The 17,971-nt window shown below is 40.4% G+C and carries 15 protein-coding genes; 6 read left to right on the plus strand and 9 right to left on the minus strand.

Features of this window, described 5'->3' with window-relative positions; all coding sequences use genetic code 11:
- Positions 1-205 precede the first annotated feature (205 nt).
- Positions 206-814 carry a hypothetical protein gene (locus H6G74_RS06950; RefSeq protein ID WP_190966984.1) on the minus strand — a complete coding sequence of 203 codons (609 nt, stop codon included), beginning with the start codon at positions 812-814 and terminating at the stop codon, positions 206-208.
- Between the two features lie 265 nt (positions 815-1,079).
- On the opposite strand from H6G74_RS06950, the gene H6G74_RS06955 reads away from it, so the two are divergent.
- The 4 genes from H6G74_RS06955 (at position 1,080) to H6G74_RS06970 (ending at position 5,750) form a co-directional block, all read left to right on the plus strand.
- Entirely contained in the window at positions 1,080-2,012 is a 933-nt protein-coding gene (locus H6G74_RS06955; RefSeq protein WP_190966985.1) for a ParB/RepB/Spo0J family partition protein, read from the plus strand.
- A 536-nt stretch (positions 2,013-2,548) separates the two neighbouring features.
- Positions 2,549-3,148: a hypothetical protein gene (locus tag H6G74_RS06960; RefSeq protein WP_190966986.1), complete on the plus strand. Its 600-nt coding sequence runs from the start codon at positions 2,549-2,551 to the stop codon at positions 3,146-3,148.
- Positions 3,149-3,529: 381 nt separating this feature from the next.
- Positions 3,530-4,222, plus strand: coding sequence for a LuxR C-terminal-related transcriptional regulator (locus H6G74_RS06965; RefSeq protein WP_190966987.1), 693 nt, complete (start codon positions 3,530-3,532; stop codon positions 4,220-4,222).
- Between the two features lie 127 nt (positions 4,223-4,349).
- Complete coding sequence (locus H6G74_RS06970; protein WP_199340917.1) at positions 4,350-5,750, plus strand: eCIS core domain-containing protein; 1,401 nt, start codon at positions 4,350-4,352, stop codon at positions 5,748-5,750.
- A 132-nt stretch (positions 5,751-5,882) separates the two neighbouring features.
- Here H6G74_RS06970 and arsH read toward each other — a convergent pair whose 3' ends face one another.
- The 3 genes from arsH to arsB form a co-directional block, all read right to left on the minus strand.
- On the minus strand, positions 5,883-6,551 hold the full coding sequence (gene arsH, locus H6G74_RS06975; protein WP_313888462.1) for an arsenical resistance protein ArsH: 669 nt from the start codon (positions 6,549-6,551) through the stop codon (positions 5,883-5,885).
- A gap of 226 nt (positions 6,552-6,777) precedes the next feature.
- Positions 6,778-7,176: an arsenate reductase, glutathione/glutaredoxin type gene (arsC, locus tag H6G74_RS06980; protein ID WP_190966989.1), complete on the minus strand. Its 399-nt coding sequence runs from the start codon at positions 7,174-7,176 to the stop codon at positions 6,778-6,780.
- A 35-nt stretch (positions 7,177-7,211) separates the two neighbouring features.
- Positions 7,212-8,363, minus strand: coding sequence for an ACR3 family arsenite efflux transporter (gene arsB / locus H6G74_RS06985; protein ID WP_277927131.1), 1,152 nt, complete (start codon positions 8,361-8,363; stop codon positions 7,212-7,214).
- Between the two features lie 329 nt (positions 8,364-8,692).
- Between arsB and H6G74_RS06990 the strand changes: the two genes are divergently transcribed.
- The gene (locus tag H6G74_RS06990) at positions 8,693-9,133 is read left to right on the plus strand and encodes a biotin carboxylase (protein WP_190966991.1); all 441 of its coding nucleotides are present in this window, start codon (positions 8,693-8,695) and stop codon (positions 9,131-9,133) included.
- A gap of 134 nt (positions 9,134-9,267) precedes the next feature.
- Here H6G74_RS06990 and H6G74_RS06995 read toward each other — a convergent pair whose 3' ends face one another.
- From H6G74_RS06995 to upp, 3 genes are all read right to left on the minus strand, one after another.
- Entirely contained in the window at positions 9,268-9,543 is a 276-nt protein-coding gene (locus H6G74_RS06995; RefSeq protein ID WP_190966992.1) for a YggT family protein, read from the minus strand.
- A 172-nt stretch (positions 9,544-9,715) separates the two neighbouring features.
- Positions 9,716-10,060 (minus strand): hypothetical protein, encoded by a 345-nt coding sequence (locus H6G74_RS07000; protein WP_190594887.1) that lies wholly within the window; start codon positions 10,058-10,060, stop codon positions 9,716-9,718.
- A gap of 77 nt (positions 10,061-10,137) precedes the next feature.
- Positions 10,138-10,788, minus strand: a complete 651-nt coding sequence (gene upp, locus H6G74_RS07005) for a uracil phosphoribosyltransferase (RefSeq protein WP_190966993.1) — start codon at positions 10,786-10,788, stop codon at positions 10,138-10,140.
- Positions 10,789-11,333: 545 nt separating this feature from the next.
- Here upp and crtH point away from each other — a divergent pair.
- Positions 11,334-12,845 (plus strand): carotenoid isomerase, encoded by a 1,512-nt coding sequence (crtH, locus tag H6G74_RS07010; protein WP_190966994.1) that lies wholly within the window; start codon positions 11,334-11,336, stop codon positions 12,843-12,845.
- Between the two features lie 60 nt (positions 12,846-12,905).
- On the opposite strand, the gene H6G74_RS07015 is transcribed toward crtH, so the two are convergent.
- Positions 12,906-14,234 carry a hybrid sensor histidine kinase/response regulator gene (locus tag H6G74_RS07015; RefSeq protein WP_190966995.1) on the minus strand — a complete coding sequence of 443 codons (1,329 nt, stop codon included), beginning with the start codon at positions 14,232-14,234 and terminating at the stop codon, positions 12,906-12,908.
- A 5-nt stretch (positions 14,235-14,239) separates the two neighbouring features.
- Positions 14,240-17,947 carry a PAS domain-containing protein gene (locus H6G74_RS07020; RefSeq protein WP_190966996.1) on the minus strand — a complete coding sequence of 1,236 codons (3,708 nt, stop codon included), beginning with the start codon at positions 17,945-17,947 and terminating at the stop codon, positions 14,240-14,242.
- Positions 17,948-17,971: the final 24 nt, after the last annotated feature.

Consider the following 17,971-nt stretch of genomic DNA (forward strand, 5'->3'; position numbering starts at 1 on the left):
TTATACCAAATCGATATGAATAAGCATATAATTAGCCTGCATAGCCCCAGACTTCAGTCTGAGGGGTTTATATGCAGACTATTATAGAATTGGTATCAGTGAGAAAAAGCCGATCTATGTTAAGAAAAGTTAGTTCAACTAAAACCATCTCCCCTCCTGCGTTCTGACTTCTTCAATCCTACTCCTAGCCTACAAAAATTGATGTTCATTTTTGGTTTTGAGGCCAGCGCCAGTTATAGCGATTCCAATCATAAATACCTGGAACTTCAAATTCGGAACCGTTATAAAAGCGAATAATGCAATTTGGAGAAGATTTGTGATTATCGCTGATTTCATCGATGTAAACTACAGTGCAGAGAAACCATTCTCGTTGACAAGGGCCATTGTCTTGTACCCATTCCCATAGGGCGTTGGAAACTTCGATGCGATCGCCTACTCTTAACTTGAGTGCATCTTCAAAATCAGCATATTTATCAAAATGATAGGACTCGACTCGATTCAACCATAGCAAACCATAGCGTTCGCGGATGAATTGGACTTCGCCTGAGTCTTGGTTATGCAGCCAATCATTGAGTAGCTGCACTTTCCATGTGCGGTTTTGTTGTTCTTCTGTTTTGACAAACTTTAAAAATGCTAACAGTTCTTGGGAATCTAATTCGTCTAAAGGGTTAGCAATATCATATATGGAATCTTGAGAAATTTGCTTGACTACTTGCAGTAATATCTGTTTCTGCATTTCAGAGAGAGGACAGCTGGCTACATGACAACGCTTAAAGGCTGTTTGCAATGCTGTTTTAATCTCATCTGGGGTCATAGGTCGTCAATAGCAACTTAGAGGTTATGTCTACCAACTTTAACTAAGCCAGTTGATTATTCAAATTCTAGCTCCCAATTATTTTTATTTGCAGAAGAAAATATTTAGCACAACCTGTTTTGACTACTTTATAATTGTTTACAAATAGCCATTCCTCACAAGTTTCTCAGATTTAGTTTCTAATTTGAACATAGAAGCAGATTTAGTTGCATTTCTGAAGCTAATCATCATATTTGATAGTTTTTCAACTTTAATGGAGAAATTTATGATGAATGCTGCGCTATCAGATCAATTTAGGTGGACAAAATCAACACGTAAGCTTGATATTAACTGTAGTATTTTACCTGCTCAATGCCCTATTACAGTTGGAATTGATTTGATTGAATTATCTCTGAAACAACCACGACGTTACTTTGACCCGAAAAAGTTAGCTCAACTTGTAGAATCAGTGAAAGAACACGGCATTTTAGAACCAGTGTTAGTTCGTCCACTTGCTCACGGCAAATATGAATTGATAGCTGGAGAAAGAAGAATCAGAGCCGCACGCACTGTAGGATTAGTTGAAGTCCCAATTATTTCCCTAGAGCTAGATGATCAACAAGCTCTACAAATTGCTCTCATGGAAAATTTACAACGACAAGACCTTAACCCCGTTGAAGAAACTGAAGCCATATTAGAACTACTATCGTTATCTTTGGGAATAGATTCTAATAAAGTTATCTCTCTATTACACAGTGCTTTTAATGCTAAACAAAGAAATCAACAATTGAATCAAAACGTTTTGATTCAACTTGAGCAGATGGAATTACTGTTATCACAGATAGGAAAATTCAACGCAGATAGTTTCCGTGCTAGTCGCCTGCCATTATTGAAGCTGCCTGAAGATATTCTTTCATCTCTGCGACAAGGTGAGATTGAGTATACTAAAGCCCAAGCGATCGCACGAGTTAAATCCGAACAACAACGCACTGAATTACTCAAGATAGCGATCGCAGAAAATCTTTCTTTGAGCAAAATCAAAACTAGGGTCAAAGCACTGAAATTTCCATCAGAAGCACAAGCAAAAAATACTTTAACTCAAAGGTTTAATGACATTAATAAGCTCTTACATCAAAAACAAGCTTCAATCAAATCTCAACACCAAGAAAGAATCACTAAGCTTTTAGATGAATTAGAGAAATTAATTTCCGAAAGTTAATAACGCAGAGATAACTGCATCAAGTTCTTGCAAACTTACTTAACACAAAGAAATCTCAAAACCCTCGAAGAATTAAGCTTTTGTTTTTAACAACTTAATAAGTATATAAACAAATGTAAGTGATAATATTTAACTGTAAAAAGTAGTTGACTACTTCAGCAAGCAAGTAGGATATTAAAAGCATAACAGCACAGTAATTCTACGGTTTAATTCTTAAAGTTAAACTATTCTTATGCTTCACTAACATAAAAAATATGAGCATTGCTGATTTGGTAATGAAATTAGGTATTCGCAAAACTCGAACTAGTAATGGTAGACATCTCCAAAATAGTATATTTTGTGATAAAAGAACATCAAAATCATTTTTTCGACACAAAAAGATGAGTGAGATACTGAAATATATTGAAGAAAATACTAAAGAAATAAAGAGGTTAATAGGTCTAGACTATTGTACATTTCTCTAATTTCTTATGAGTGAATTTTTATCTTGTATACCATTCAGGTAAATACTTTCCTAATTTTCGGAGATGTCTATTATGTCTGATAACGACTCAGATAAAGATAAAAAACAATCGTGGTTTGTCCCTGTTTTGATAGCAGTTATTGGTGCGATTAGTACAATTGCAGTTGCAGTTATTAACCAACCAGATTCATATACTCCATCTAATACATCACCAAGCTCACGAGTATTTCCAACAACTTCTTCAATACCATCAAACTCGCCTAACTCAGCTAGAGGTGATGAATTTAAACCAACAGTTGAGTATTCTTTGAGTGAGTTTAGTGGAGCAAAGTTACGCCTAGGAAATCGTAAACAAGAAGTACTTCTTGTCTCTGATGTAACTTTGCAGTGGGATTTTTCTAAATGCCCAAGACTTGAAGAGCCTCTGACGGGACTACCTTTAATAGAGTACCGTTACACGGTAAATGTTACTCAGAATCGAGGGTCAAAACTTCTCGACAGAAGAACCTTTAAATATGCCTCTGGAGATGTTGATGATTTCTATGTCGATATAATATATCCAGGTAATGGTGTTTATCAAATTTGGTTGGAGTTCAAATACGCTAGTTTTGGCAGCAGCGACATCAAAATTTATCAAACTCAAAAAGAATCAATTTCTCTTTGTTATAGGTAGCGAGCAGTAAATGTCTAACAACGCCCATACACAAGCTGTCTAAATTTCTTCAAAGAAGAAATTATGCTAAATCGTCAATACATAGCCGCGTATTTTGTTGATCAAAAGCATCCCATCATGTGCTGCCGCCGCATAAAACTACTCAAGAGTTTCTTCGGAGTTCACACTAGATGCTATCGCCTGCTTTATTTTAGTTAGTGCGTTTAAGACTTGTGTGTACAAGTGAGCCTTTTTAAGGACAGGCTCAAGAGGATGAAAAATTACTAATTATCACAACCGATTACTTTTCAAACAACCTCTGAGTAAGGCTTTATGTAAAAGAATAAAACTTTGATATTAGCTTAACTTGATTGAACAAATTTTGAACTCTAATTTAATATTATGGCTACTACAATTGATGTCAAAAAAGAAGTTATTTCTATATTACTGGTAGATAATGAACTGGTATTTCGTCAGGGGATTCGTACCCTATTAGGCTTTTATAATAGTAGTGGCGCATATAATTTTAATGTTGTTGGTGAAGCGTCTACTGTTGAGCAAGCTATTAGGTTGAATATAGAACAACATCCAGCTTTAATATTGCTTGATTTAGAATTACCTCCAGAGGATGGAATTATAGTTTTACAACATCTGAAAAAGTCATCTTACAATGGCAAATGCTTAATTTTGTCAGCACAACAAGAAGACGAATATGTATATCGTGCCATGCAAGCAGGTGCATGGGGCTATATATTAAAAGACAAATTAGCCACGCAATTATGTGAAGGAATTATGACTATTATTAATAATAAAGTTTATTTGCCACCTGATGTAGCAACTGTTTTCTTCCGATTATTCCAATACTACTCAGGAAATTCATTAAACTCCAATAGCGAAATCGATTTAACCAAACAAGAGCAGGAAATATTGAACTGGCTTGTACAAGGAGAACCCAATGAACAAATTGCCAAACGCCTTTATATTACTGTTGCAACTGTCAAAGCTCACCTAACTAATATTTTTAGAAAACTAGGTGTTACTAGTCGGACTCAAGCAATTGTTCAAGCCCTAAAATATGGGTTGGTTTGCCCATGAATAACTCCAATCGTTTTTGTCATACAAATTAATTTTAATGAGGATAGCAAAAATATACGGCTCATTACCAGCTTGCATTATTTCAGAAATTTAACTAGCAATAAAAGCCCATTATAGGAGAACAATTATGTACACAAGAGTTCAAAGAAACGGTAAATCAACGACTAATTCATCTACAAATCAGTTTGCATCACGCCCATTCAAAGTTGAAGAATCTCTGCCACAACAAAATGTAAATGAAGATGATGTAATCCAAAATCAAGAATTAGCACCAAAGCCAAGCAGTCTTGATAGTAAATCTTTGTTGTCTCGGATATCAGTAACAAGACCAGATGGCGCACCACCACTTCCGCCCCCAGGCATCCAAATGAAGTTGGGCAATGGAGAAGCAAACGAAAATTATCAACCACAATATCAACCAGATACATCTACCTCACGCCTGCAAATGAAGCTGACGATAGGACAACCAGGGGATAAATATGAGCAAGAGGCAGATAGGATTGCCAAAGATGTAGTCCAAAGTATTCACTCAACAGACAATCAGGTTGTACAGAATAAAGAACAGCCTACTGAATCAATTGGCCAGGGACAGAATTTCTGGTTGTCAAGGATGTCAATACAACAACCTCCATATCAGCCAGACACAACTACCCCACGTCTGCAAATGAAACTGAGTATACAAGAAGCTAGAGAGGAACTAGAACCCTCATTAGACCAACAAAGTAACACCTCAATTCAGCCATTGATTCAGCATATGAATATCGGAGGAATGGCAGTCTCTCTCGATGTCGAAGCGGGGATACAACGGGCTAGAAGTGGTGGGCAGCCCTTAGCAGACAGTATCAGAGAACCGATGGAGCAGGTGTTTGGGGCTGATTTTAGTGGTGTGAGGGTACATACAGATGCTCAGGCTGACCAGTTGAACCAGTCAATACAGGCCAAGGCTTTTACAACGGGACAGGATGTGTTCTTTCGGCAGGGGGAGTATGAACCTGGGAGTCAAGGGGGGCAAGAGTTGTTGGCGCATGAGTTGACCCATGTGGTGCAGCAGGGGCGAGGGAAAGTAGAGTGCTTAAAGAAAAGCCCCTTGGAGGAAGTGGAAGCCGTAACAGATACAAAAAGCCATGCGAACAATAAGGAAGCCCCCGATAAGAACAAAGAACTAAGCATCCAAAGGTGCGACGGGGGACAGGTTTTACGAGGGTACGTACAGCGTTATATACCGTACAGGAGCGTACAAATGGGCATTGGCATTATAAATAACCCAGAATTCCCGTTTCGCAGGCTGCGTATAACAGCCACAATCTACCAGCGCCACCTAGATTATCTACAATCGACGAATCCGCACATGATAAGCATAGAGAGGGCGTTAGAGGCGGTCTATAATTATAGAAGAGCGCTAACGCTTGACATAACACCTCCATTCGTATATAGCTGCACAGCAAAATACAAGAACGACGTACAAGCGGATATTCGACTGCTGGACGAATGGCTGCACGGGGTTCTAACAACTATATCGACCGGCTAAGGAACGAAAGATGAAGCAGCGACAGGAGGAAGAAAGTGAACCACTTGGCGAAGAACCAAAGCCATACCGCCCAAAAGTATATCTGCTGATAGCAGGTGTGATTGCGATCGATACGATCGCCAAAATTTGATTTTAGTTAACTTTCAAAGCTTTGTTCGCCACTTCAATGACTTCTTTAGCAGCCTTTTCCTTGCGTTCACTGTAGCGATCAGTGAGATAATCTACCTTGTCTCGCAACAACAAAGTAAACTTATAAAGTTCTTCCATCACATCCACAACGCGATCGCGGTAGGGTGAATCTTTCATCGTGCCGTCTTCTTTAAACTCTTGATATGCTTTCGCCACTGATGATTGATTGGGAATTGTAAACATCCGCATCCATCGCCCCAAAATTCTCAATGTATTCACAGCGTTGAAAGACTGAGAACCACCGCTTACCTGCATCACAGCTAAAGTTCTACCTTGAGTCGGACGAACTGCACCTATATTCAGAGGAATCCAATCAATTTGGTTTTTCATAATCCCAGAAATCTGACCGTGCAGTTCTGGACTAGACCAAACTTGCCCTTCTGACCACATACTTAATTCTCTCAACTCCTGAACCTTGGGATGGGTATCAGGGACACTACCGTAAATTGGGAGTTCTCTAGGGTCGAAAAACTTCACCTCTGCACCAAATTCTGTAATGATGCGTGCTGCTTCTTCGGCTAACAGGCGACTGTAGGAGCGATCGCGCAAAGAACCATACAAAAATAAAATTCTGGGGGGATGGTCGAATGTTGTCATATAACGTAGTTGCACAAAATTAAATTCATTCGTGGAGGTAGGGAACAGGGAACAAGGAACGGAGAACAGGAAAAGAATATGTGTAAGTAGTTATTCTAGGACTTACGCAGACTCTACGATTTCTTGGCGTTCTACCTTGCGGGAAGCCGCTTGCGCGTCTAATGCGACTTGGCAGTTCGATAAATTAAGCTTTTTGGGAATTTTTGCGTAATTCCTGTATTCATATCTGAAATAAACAAGTTTATGCTTGATTCACAGACGCAATTAATTGAACTACTCGTTCTTTAATTTCATCGCGCACTCTGGGAAAAATTTCTGGTTGTTCTGCTGGATCATCCAATTGCCAATCTTCAAATACTTCGCGTACCACCCATTCCGGCGGTAAGTTCACACCACAACCGCACAGAGAAATCACCACATCAAAATCTTCAGCTTGAAAATCACTTAGGGGTTTGGAATGCTGATTAGTAATATCAATACCAATTTCTTGCATCGCTGCGATCGCTTCTGGTCTCACCTGACTCGCCTCTAACCCCGAACTAGTTACGGCTATTTTTCCTTGTCCCAGAGTTTTAGCAAAACCTTCTGCCATTTGCGAACGAGCCGAATTCTTTTTACAGACAAACATGACACGTTTCATAAATCAAATCCTTATTTTGTGACTGATAGTTGTGATTATTTGCAATCTCCAAAACAACGCGGATCTAGCAAGGTTGCTTTCTCTGGTTCTCTCGGAAACCAACTTGCTGTGCGCTTACAAAACTCAACCAGCATTAACATAACTGGCACTTCAATTAAAACCCCCACCACCGTAGCCAGTGCGGCACCAGAACTTAAGCCAAATAAAATCACAGCCGTGGCGATCGCTACTTCAAAATGATTACTCGCGCCAATTAATGCTGCTGGTGCGGCATCTTCGTAAGCTAAATTCAGCTTCAATCCTGCTACATAACTAATTAAAAAAATGAAATTAGTTTGAATAAACAGTGGTACAGCAATTAACAAAATATGCAAGGGATTATTCACAATTAATTCACCCTTGAAGGCAAACAGTAGTACCAAAGTTAATAACAAAGCCGTAATCGCTACGGGAGTCAAATAATTAAGAAATCGTCTTTCAAACCACTCTTTACCTTTATATTTAAAAATCCAGTAACGGCTGTATATTCCTGCTATTAACGGTAAACCAACGTAAATTAATACCGACAAAACAATAGTTTCCCAAGGTACAGCTAAATTATTCGCCGCTAGTAACCATCTACCCAAAGGCGCATACAAAAACAGCATAGCCAAAGAATTTACAGCCACCATAATTAAGGTGTGTCCTTGGTTGCCGTAAGAAAGATATCCCCACATCAGCACCATTGCTGTACAAGGTGCAATTCCTAGTAAAATCGTGCCGGCAATGTAAGAATTAGCCAGTGTAACTTCACCACCGCGAATCATTTCACTTCCAACAATCAAAGGACGAAATAACCATCCTAAGAAAAATTGAGCAAATACCACCATCGTGAAAGGTTTAATCAACCAATTCACTACCAAAGTGAGAATCACTGGTTTGGGAGCGCGGATAGCATTTGTAGCTTGGGTGAAGTCAATTTTCACCATGATGGGATACATCATAAAAAATAAACAGACAGCAATGGGAATCGAGACTTGATATACACTCATTGCGTCCAGTGCGACCGCCACTCCTGGAAATAATCGACCCAGAACAATTCCGCCAAAGATACATAAAAAGACCCATACAGTGAGGTACTTTTCAAAAAAACTGAGATTGCTTCCTGCTTGTATCCGATTTGTATTAGCTTGGGGATTCTGATTCATCAAAGTACACCTAAAATAAAACCGCTCAGACTTGGCTGCTTTTCACGTTTTGTCGCTAAGGTTCTCTATTCTTCATATCAAATTTTCTTGATATATAAGGTGGATGTCAACTAGAGAATACAAAAATTCATCAAAAAAACTTGATGGATACTCCGCAGAATTTAAAGTCTGCAATCTCTTGGTTACGAAATTCAGGTAAGCTGAGGTTAAAAATAGTGCTGAATGTCGAGTTTTTCAGCACTAAGTTCAATTAGAGTAATTAATTACCTGTGTGAAATATGAAAAAACAACACAGCAAAGTATTTTTATGGAATTTCCCAACTTTGGTTATGCAGTACTACTCAAAACTGATGCAGCTAATATTTACTGTTTGTCTGTTTGCCCTTCTCTCATGGGTAATCACACCAACAGCCGAGGCTTTAACCCCGATTAGATTATTTGACATTTCTTATAAAGATTGTCCCCCAGAACTAGCTAAAGGGGCAGTGACAAGCGGTGGTAGTGCGGCGGCGGCTAATTGCTTTATTGTCATAGGTAAGGCCGAAAACGGCACTTATAAAACCGTCTACGATGCAGATATCTATGGTCGGATATATGATGCTAACAACGACTCAGTTTTACAAAATCGTACCCGCCTTGGTTCTATTGCCGAAGTTCCACCAGGAATTAGCGATTTTGAGTTGAGAATTTCTGTACCAGCAAATCAGCCATTACCTTTAAAGTTAAAGCAATTTAAAGCATCGGGATTTAGTAGTCAAGTCCGACGATGAGTGTTGAGTGCTGAATGCTGAATGCTGAGTGTTGTACACTGAGCGAAGTCGAAGTGTAAGTGTTGAGTGACGACAGCTTTTAATAAACAGTCTGGGTTTACTCACCCAGACTTTCAATAACATCCAGTGGATAGTTAGGCAAAAACCTGCAAACCACCTACCAGACTACCTACTACTTGGCCTACTACTTGCAGCAATAAAATCGCCAACATTGGGGAAAGATCAATGCCGCCCAAGGGGGGGATAATGGAACGGAAGACATTGAGATATGGGTCAGTAATTTGGCTTAAAGCAGAGAAAGGCTGGTTATACCAATTGATGGTAGGGAACCAAGTCAATAAAACTCTAATAAATAGTAGAGCCGTATAAAGCTGTATGAAGGTATTGAGGGTGCTAATCAGTAAAAACATGGATTTTGGGGTTTCCTGCTAAGTTTCACAAGCGGTCTTATAGTTGATTTTAGTTTAGTCGTTGTCATGCTGTCTGCGAATCAGTATCTATTTTGACCACGACTAACGTTTACCGCCGTTGTTGATTAGTCTGAAGGTGGAAACTCAGTTGCAGAAAGCCATTTAAAGATGACTAATCTTGTATTGAGGAACGATCGCCTGCTGTTTGACTAGCACTACCGTTAACATTGCCCAATTGTTGCCTTACTTCGTCAATTGTTGCATTTAACTGAGCAATTTTATCTTCTAGCGATCGCCTAGCTGATTCCATTTCCAGATTTCCATTGTCTAAAGCTCTCATCCGTCGTTTGGCTGAATTTTTTTTCGGCTCTACCACACCATTACTGAGTTCGGCTTCTTCTTCTGTTGATTCTAAATCCAGCCGAGAAGTAATGACAGCACCCAAAACACCACCAACTAAGCCGCCAAACAGCGCCCCTGCGAAAAAACCACTAGCAAAACCATCTCGCTGACTCATAACTTTACCCGCCTTGAAGCAATCTTACAATCTTGATCTTGTGTTAAGCGATTTTCCTTTCCTAGCTGCATAGTAACTTAAGTACCAAAAATGCGATCGCCTGCATCACCTAATCCCGGTACAATAAAACCGCGATCGTTCACTGTTTCATCAATAGTTGCAGTGTAAACGATTAAACCCGGATATGCGGCACTTAATTTTTGTAATGCTGGCGGAGCTGCAACTACACTGACAATTCGCGTCAACTCCGGGTCAATTCCCCGTTGAGTTAATTCTGCCATCGCCCGCATAATCGACCCCCCAGTAGCTAACATCGGGTCTGTAATTAACACCCTAGTTTGCGGGTCAAATTTTTCCGGTAATTTATTCAGATAACACCGAGCTTCCAGCGTTTCTTCATCACGCACTAAGCCCAAATGATAAATCGAAGCCAAAGGTAACAAAGTTTGCGCCCCTTCTAATAATCCTAAACCTGCCCGCAGAATCGGCACCACTGCCACAGGTACTTCTGGATTAATAAAAGTTGCTGGACAAGTCTCCAATGGAGTCTGCACTGTTGTCTCTAGCGTTGGTAGCCACTCCCGCGCCGCTTCGTAAGTTAGCCATCTGCCTAACTCCGTTATGGCACTGCGAAATAATACTGAAGGTGTAGCAGCATCACGGGCGACTGCCAACCAGTGCTTAATTAAAGGATGGGGTGGAACGTAAACACGCAGCTGTACCGTCATAGGCTGGAAATTGGCACTTTTGATTTTATAGGAACTGAAACCTCATCATACTCTTTCCTGTGTGTAGCTGGCAGCCAAAATCAACTCCCAAAAACTATTGAAAATTTTTGTCATTAGTAGTTGACATATATTCTCAATCAAAGTTATATTATGAATCAGTGTTCTCCTCTCTTTAAGGATCGGCAGACGGGATTAGCCAGCAGTCGCAGGCTTGTCCCTCTTTTTTTGTATTGGTCATTAGTCATTGGTCATTGGTCACTTGTTAGGGTTTCAGAACCAAGCCCCAACGAATGGAATTCGCGGCTATAAAAACGAAGTCCACCTAGCCTGCGGCAACAGCAAAGCTGAACGCGGACTCAACATAAAATCAAGGGTTTTGAACCCGCGTGGTGCGCCAAGCGCAGCGCAAGCGCGATAGGCGGGTTTTGTCTGTGTAGCCGCGACTTCAGTCGTTTAGTGCAAGATGTGAATAAACTTCCGGAACGGAAATTAGGATATTTTGTAGTTTGTATTTAGCAATACCAATAACAAAGGACAAATGAGCAATGACAAATAACAATCTCGTATTTGACGCAATTATCATTGGTTCGGGAATGGGTGGCTTAGTAACAGCAACTCAACTAGCAGCCAAAGGCGCAAAAGTTTTGGTGTTAGAGCGTTATTTAATTCCCGGTGGTAGTGCCAGCTATTTTGAACAGCACGGTTATCACTTTGATGTTGGCGCATCGATGATTTTTGGGCTGGGAAAAAACGGCACAACTAACTTGCTGACTCGTGCCTTAGATGCGGTCAATATGCAAATCGAAACAATACCAGATCCAGTACAAATTCATTATCATTTACCCGACGGATTAGACATTAAAGTTGACCGGGTTTATGACAAATTTTTGCAAAATCTTACTGCTTACTTTCCTCAAGAAGCAAGAGGTATTCGTCGCTTTTATAACGAATGCTGGCAAGTTTTTAATTGCCTAAACAGTATGGATTTGTTGTCGTTAGAAGAACCTCGGTATCTGATGCGGATGTTCTTCCAGCATCCTTTAGCGTGTTTTGGGTTACTGAAATATTTACCAAAAAATGTTGGAGATATCGCGCGGCGTTATATTAAAGACCCTTTATTATTAAAATTCATTGATATGGAATGTTATTGCTGGTCAGTAGTGCCAGCAAGCATGACACCAATGATTAATGCCGGGATGGTCTTTTCCGATAGACATTATGGCGGTGTTAATTATCCTAAAGGGGGAGTAAGCATAATTGCTCAAAAACTAGTAGAAGGACTAGAAAAACTTGGCGGTCAAATTCAGTATCAAGCGAGGGTAAAAAAAATTATCCTAGAACAAGGACGTGCTGTCGGTGTAGAACTTGCGAATGGTCAAATTTATCGAGGTAAACGCATAGTTTCTAATGCTACACGCTGGGATACATTTGGCAAATTAATTCCTGTAGAGAAAATACCCAATAATGAGAAAGTATGGCAACAACGCTATGAAAAATCGCCTAGCTTTTTGAGTTTACATATCGGCGTGAAAAGCTCAGTTTTACCTCAGCACACAGAATGCCATCATATTTTGTTAGAAGATTGGGCAAAAATGACGGCAGCAGAAGGCACGATTTTTGTTTCCATCCCCACATTACTTGACCCAGATTTAGCACCACCGGGACATCATATCATTCATGCCTTTACACCTCACTGGATTGATGGTTGGCTGGGTTTATCGACAAACAGATATGAAGCCAAAAAAGAAGCAGCAGCTTGGCGAATTATTGACCGACTAGAACAAATTTTTCCGGGGTTAGATGCAGGGTTAGATTATCTATCAGTCGGGACACCCCGCAGCCATCGCCGCTTTTTGGGGCGAGAAGATGGGACTTATGGGCCCATTCCCCGACGAAAATTGCGGGGCTTGTTAGGGATGCCATTTAACCGCACAGCTATTCCAGGACTTTATTGTGTGGGTGATAGTACCTTTCCTGGTCAGGGTTTAAATGCTGTAGCTTTTTCAGGCTTTGCTTGCGCCCATCGCATCGCTGTTGATTTGGGAATTGGTAAATAGTCAATGCTCAAGGGTGATGACTGTAGTTAGTAGGTTAGGTTGATACTCAGCACTTTTAATTTAAGCAACTTGAGACACTGTTTGTTGGATGGGAATTTTGACGATGAATTCTGTCCCGGTTCCTGGTGAAGATTTACAGGTAATATGACCACCGTGTTTGTCTACAACAATTTGATGGCTGATAGATAAACCTAATCCTGTGCCTTTACCCGCAGGTTTAGTTGTAAAGAAAGGTTCAAATAACTTTGCTTGGACTTCGGGCGGAATTCCTGGGCCGTTATCTGCAATATGAATGGCAACCCAATCATCACCAATCATCTTGGTATGAATTTCAATGCGACTGGGTTTTTGGTGAATTTCTGCCAAAGAACGCTGTTTATCATATTCATCTAAAGCATCAATAGCGTTAGAGAGAATATTCATAAATACTTGGTTAATTTGTACGGCATAGCATTCGACTGGTGGTAATAAACCATAGTCTTTGATAACTGCGATCGCAGGATGGTCGGATTTTTGTTTAAGACGATAATTTAAAATCGTCAGTGTACCTTCAAGACATTCATGAATATCGGCCTCTGTGAGGTTAGCATCATCGGTACGCGAGAAAATTCGTATGGATTTGACAATTTCTCGAATACGTCTTGCGCCAAAATTCATGGAGTTGAGCAATTTTAACAAATCGCTCTCTAGGAATCCTAAATCAGTTAATTCTAATTCTGCTTGAATGCGGGGTGTGGGTTCAGGGTATTCTTCTTGATATAAATGTAGTAGCTTGAGAACTTCTTGAGTATATTCATTGGCATGAACGAGATTGCCATAAATGAAGTTGACAGGGTTATTAATTTCATGGGCGATTCCGGCTACCATTTGCCCTAAGCTGGAAAGTTTTTCGCTTTGAATTAACTGAATCTGCACGTTCTTTAGGTCATCATAAGCTTGGCTAACTTCAGAAACTTTCTGCTCTAATAAAGCATTTTTATGTTCTAACTTGACAGTTAAATCATGCAGTTTGAGGTGTAATTGAACTCGTGATAAAACTTCTTCCTGTTGAAAAGGTTTAGTAATATAGTCTACTGCACCAACTTGAAAACCTGCGATTTTATTGGTTGTATCTGATAGTGCCGTCATAAAAATAACGGGAATATCTTGAGTTTTGGGGTCTGCTTTTAATAGACGACAGGTTTCAAATCCATCTATTTCTGGCATCATGACATCCAATAAGATTAAGTCGGGTAGAGCATATTTAACTCGCTCTAAAGCAACTTTTCCAGATTTCGCTACCATCACTTCCAAACCAGCCTGATCTAAAGCATCAGACAAGACACCTAAATTAGCAGAATTATCATCAACAATTAAAACTGTGGGAGTTTGTTCGGTTGTAAGGTTCATAACGCTTACTGTTGAGGGTGAATGAGTGCCAGAATTTCTTGGTCTTGAAATTCTTGTGCTAGTTGTTGCAGCCGTTTAGCAAAGGGAAGATATTTTGGATCTATTTGTGAAATTAATGCTGCTTGTTTTATGATTCCCTTAAAGTTACCCTTCATTACTAACTCATAGAGAGTTTCTATCTCTGTCTGGGGAGGTAGAATGAAGTTGACCTGATGTGCTACTGACTGGTTTTCAGGGCTTTGCTCTTCATACAGCCACTCTAAGTTGAGAAATTGCCGCAATTTTTGAAATAGTGCGATCGCCTGCACAGGTTTGGGGAGAAAATCATTACCACCAGCTTCGATGCTGCGATGTTGGTCGCTTTCAAACACGCTGGCTGAGGAAACAATAATGATGATGTGTTTAAAAGCTTCTGACTGGCGAATGTGATGAATTAACTCAAAACCATCAAGTTCTGGCATTAACAAGTCAGTAATGACTAAATCCGGCTGAAACTCCGCAATTTTTTGCCAACCCTCTGCACCATCATTGGCTTCTGTAACTTCAAACCCAATGGGAGTCAGTAAGTTATAAATCACAGAGCGATTTTCCCATTTATCATCTACAACTAAAATCTTGGGTTTGCGGTCTTTAATCCCGATAATTTGTCCAAAATCATCAGCTTGGGAAGTTTTCACCCATTCTTGGGCTTCTGGTAAGTAAACATCAAACCAAAAAATACTGCCAACGCCAATTTCACTTTGAACGTGAATGGTGCTGTCCATTAATTCCACAATTCTTTGGCTAATGGCTAATCCTAAGCCTGTACCTTCAGTTTGTCGCCGTCTGTCGCCTACTTGCTCAAAAGGTTGAAATATGGCTTGGAGTTTTTCTTGGGCGATACCTACACCTGTATCGCGGACTTGAAAGCGAATTTTACCTCCAGAAGCATAGCTGATGGTAAAGGTGACTTGACCAACATCTGTAAATTTAATGGCGTTGCTGAGGAGGTTAATTAAGACTTGTCGCAGGCGTTTTTCATCGGCGCGGATACCAATTGGTAATTCGCTGGCAAATTGATACTGAAATTGAATGCTTTTGAGTTCTGCACGAATGCGACACATTTCGGCGACACCTTGCAGAAAAGCCGGAAAGTGGAAATCACTGGTCATCAGTTCCACTTTTTGCGCTTCGATTTTTGATAAGTCGAGGATGTCGTTGATTAAGGTGAGCAAATGGGAACCGCACTGATAAATAACATCAATGCGCGATCGCTCATCTTCCTTGAGATGTTTGGAACGCTGTAAAATTTGGGCATAGCCGAGAATGCCATTTAACGGTGTCCGTAATTCATGGCTCATATTAGCCAAAAATTCGCTTTTGGCATGACTGGCGGCTTCTGCTGCTTCTTTGGCTTGAGCGAGAGCAAATTCGGCTTGTTTGCGTTCTGTAATGTCGTTGTTAATTTCGAGTTGATTATAGGACTGTCCATTTTCATCACGCTGTAATGTCCAGCGACTAGCAACAATAATTGACCGACCATCGCGGGTTTGATGATGAAGTTCGCCTTCCCAGTGTCCCTGCTGTAAAAACTCGCTCAAAATGTTTTCTAAGGGTTTGGGAAAGACTGTTTTCAGAAATGTGTGAATATACTGCCCAATTACTTCTTCGCGTTTCCAGCCATAGAGAACTTCCGCACCGCGATTCCAGTAAGCAATCCGGTCATCCATATCTCGAATGATGATACTGTCACTGGCTGAATCCAATATTTCTAGGGTTTGGCGGAGTTTAAATTCTGCTTGTTTGCGATCGCTAATATTACGTGTGATTGCAATCATGCCAATGATATTACCGTGATGATCTCTCCAAGGAGCTTTAGTGGTCAAAAAAGTACCATTAATGCCACCAGTAGAAACATCTTCCTCAAAAGTCTCTGTCTCGCCTGTTATCATGATCTGGCGGTCTTTTGCCATGATTGTTTGAGCAAAATCAAGGGGCAAAATTTCCGTATCGTCTTTACCGATAATATCTTCAATGGGTTTGCCCATGAGATTGGCTAAGTTAGAGTTCAGGGCGACATGACGGCCTTGAAAATCTTTAACAACGATAAAGTCTGGTGTGCTTTCTAAAATTGATCGCAGTAGAGTGTTGCTGTCGCGTAAGTCTTCTTCAATTTGTTTGCGATCGCTAATGTTGCGGGTGATCCCAATTAGCCCCAGAATATTACCTTGAGCATCTCGCCAAGGCGCTTTTGTGGTAAGAAAAGTTGTCTTGACTGTACCAAAAGAAACATCTTCTTCAAAAATTTCGGTCTTACCTGTTATCATGATCTCGTGGTCTTTGGCTCGGATTTCTGAGACAACATCTGAAGAAAATATTTCTGTATCGTCTTTACCAACAATCTCATCTATTGATTTGCCCAAGAAATTAGCCATTTCAGTGTTTACCGTTACATAACGGCCTTGGCAATCTTTAACAAAGATGAAATCTGGTGTGCTGTCTAAAACTGAGCGTATTAGTGTGTTGCTGTGGCGTAAGTCTTCCTCGGCTTGTTTGCGATCGCCAATATCACTAGCTAAGGCAATTACGCCCAAAATATTACCATCAGTATCTTGCCAAGGAGTTTTTGTCGTTCTGAAGGTACCGTTAATTCGACCATCGGCACTACAGAGGTATTCTTCATCGGTGGTGTTAATACCTGTGGTGATAATCTGTTGGTCTTGAATTGTATACTTACGTGCCACTTCTAATGGCATTAATTCAAAATCGTTTTTACCAATGATCTCTTCAACAGCACGACCCATAAAGTTTGCCGCATTAGAATTCAGGGTAACATACCGCCCTTGAACATCTTTAACGACAATGTAATCGGGTGTACTGTTTAAAATTGAGCGTAGTAGGGTGTTGCTTTCGCGCAAGTCTTCTTCGGTTTGTTTGCGATCTTGAATATTTGTCTGTACCCCAATCCATTCTCGAATACTACCGTCAGCTTCCAGCACGGGAACACTCCGCGTCAGCCAGTAAAAATACTCCCCATCATATCGACGAATCCGGCATTCTATCTCAAATAGGTTTTTATTCTTTACCGCTTTTTCCCATGCTTGAGCGGTTAATAAGCGATCGTCTGGATGAACCGCATCTAACCATCCCGATCCCAAAATTTCTTCTAAGGTTTGCCCAGTAAATTCTCTCCAAGCCGTAATATCGTTGATGACAAGACCATCGGGTGGCAGTATCCAGACAATTTGACAAGTAGCCGTGATTAAAGACCGATAGCGTTCTTCGTTACGCTGGAGGGCCAATTCAGTTTGTTTGCGTTGAGTAATATTTTCAGTAAAGATCATAATTCCGCCAACTTCACCTGTGGCTAAATACCACGGACGGATTGACCAGTTTACCCATTCTCCAAAGCCGTCAGCACGGGGAAAATAGTCTGCATTGTTGTGCGCGTCGGCTCCGGCTAAACATTGTTGGTGAATTTGCTTCCACTTTTCAGGGATATCAGGAAAAATCTCGTAATGAGATTTTCCAATAATATCTTTAGTTAATTTATAAATTTCTAGCCATTTGTGACTTACGGCTAGATACTGCATATCTTGATTGAATATAGCTATTCCCATCGGAGCATATTCAATTGTTTGATAGAGAGCGATCGCTAGGGGATTGTCATTGATATCTGTTGTCGCTAAAGATTGAATATCTGGGAACATTTTCGGCTCTGGTATCTGACTCATACTTTTTGATTACTCGTTCTCCTG

It is taken from the genome of Nostoc spongiaeforme FACHB-130, from assembly GCF_014698475.1.
Classification (GTDB): Bacteria; Cyanobacteriota; Cyanobacteriia; order Cyanobacteriales; family Nostocaceae; genus Nostoc_B; species Nostoc_B spongiaeforme.

Coding starts and splice junctions, on each gene's coding strand:
- H6G74_RS06965 (WP_190966987.1), top strand. CDS start 3,530: ATGGCTACTACAATTGATGTCAAAAAAGAAGTTATTTCTATATTACTG.
- upp (WP_190966993.1), bottom strand. CDS start 10,788: ATGACGGTACAGCTGCGTGTTTACGTTCCACCCCATCCTTTAATTAAG.
- crtH (WP_190966994.1), top strand. CDS start 11,334: ATGACAAATAACAATCTCGTATTTGACGCAATTATCATTGGTTCGGGA.
- H6G74_RS06960 (WP_190966986.1), top strand. CDS start 2,549: ATGTCTGATAACGACTCAGATAAAGATAAAAAACAATCGTGGTTTGTC.
- arsB (WP_277927131.1), bottom strand. CDS start 8,363: ATGAATCAGAATCCCCAAGCTAATACAAATCGGATACAAGCAGGAAGC.
- H6G74_RS06990 (WP_190966991.1), top strand. CDS start 8,693: ATGCAGTACTACTCAAAACTGATGCAGCTAATATTTACTGTTTGTCTG.
- H6G74_RS07015 (WP_190966995.1), bottom strand. CDS start 14,234: ATGAACCTTACAACCGAACAAACTCCCACAGTTTTAATTGTTGATGAT.
- H6G74_RS07000 (WP_190594887.1), bottom strand. CDS start 10,060: ATGAGTCAGCGAGATGGTTTTGCTAGTGGTTTTTTCGCAGGGGCGCTG.
- arsC (WP_190966989.1), bottom strand. CDS start 7,176: ATGAAACGTGTCATGTTTGTCTGTAAAAAGAATTCGGCTCGTTCGCAA.
- H6G74_RS06970 (WP_199340917.1), top strand. CDS start 4,350: ATGTACACAAGAGTTCAAAGAAACGGTAAATCAACGACTAATTCATCT.
- H6G74_RS06995 (WP_190966992.1), bottom strand. CDS start 9,543: ATGTTTTTACTGATTAGCACCCTCAATACCTTCATACAGCTTTATACG.
- H6G74_RS06950 (WP_190966984.1), bottom strand. CDS start 814: ATGACCCCAGATGAGATTAAAACAGCATTGCAAACAGCCTTTAAGCGT.
- H6G74_RS06955 (WP_190966985.1), top strand. CDS start 1,080: ATGATGAATGCTGCGCTATCAGATCAATTTAGGTGGACAAAATCAACA.
- H6G74_RS07020 (WP_190966996.1), bottom strand. CDS start 17,947: ATGAGTCAGATACCAGAGCCGAAAATGTTCCCAGATATTCAATCTTTA.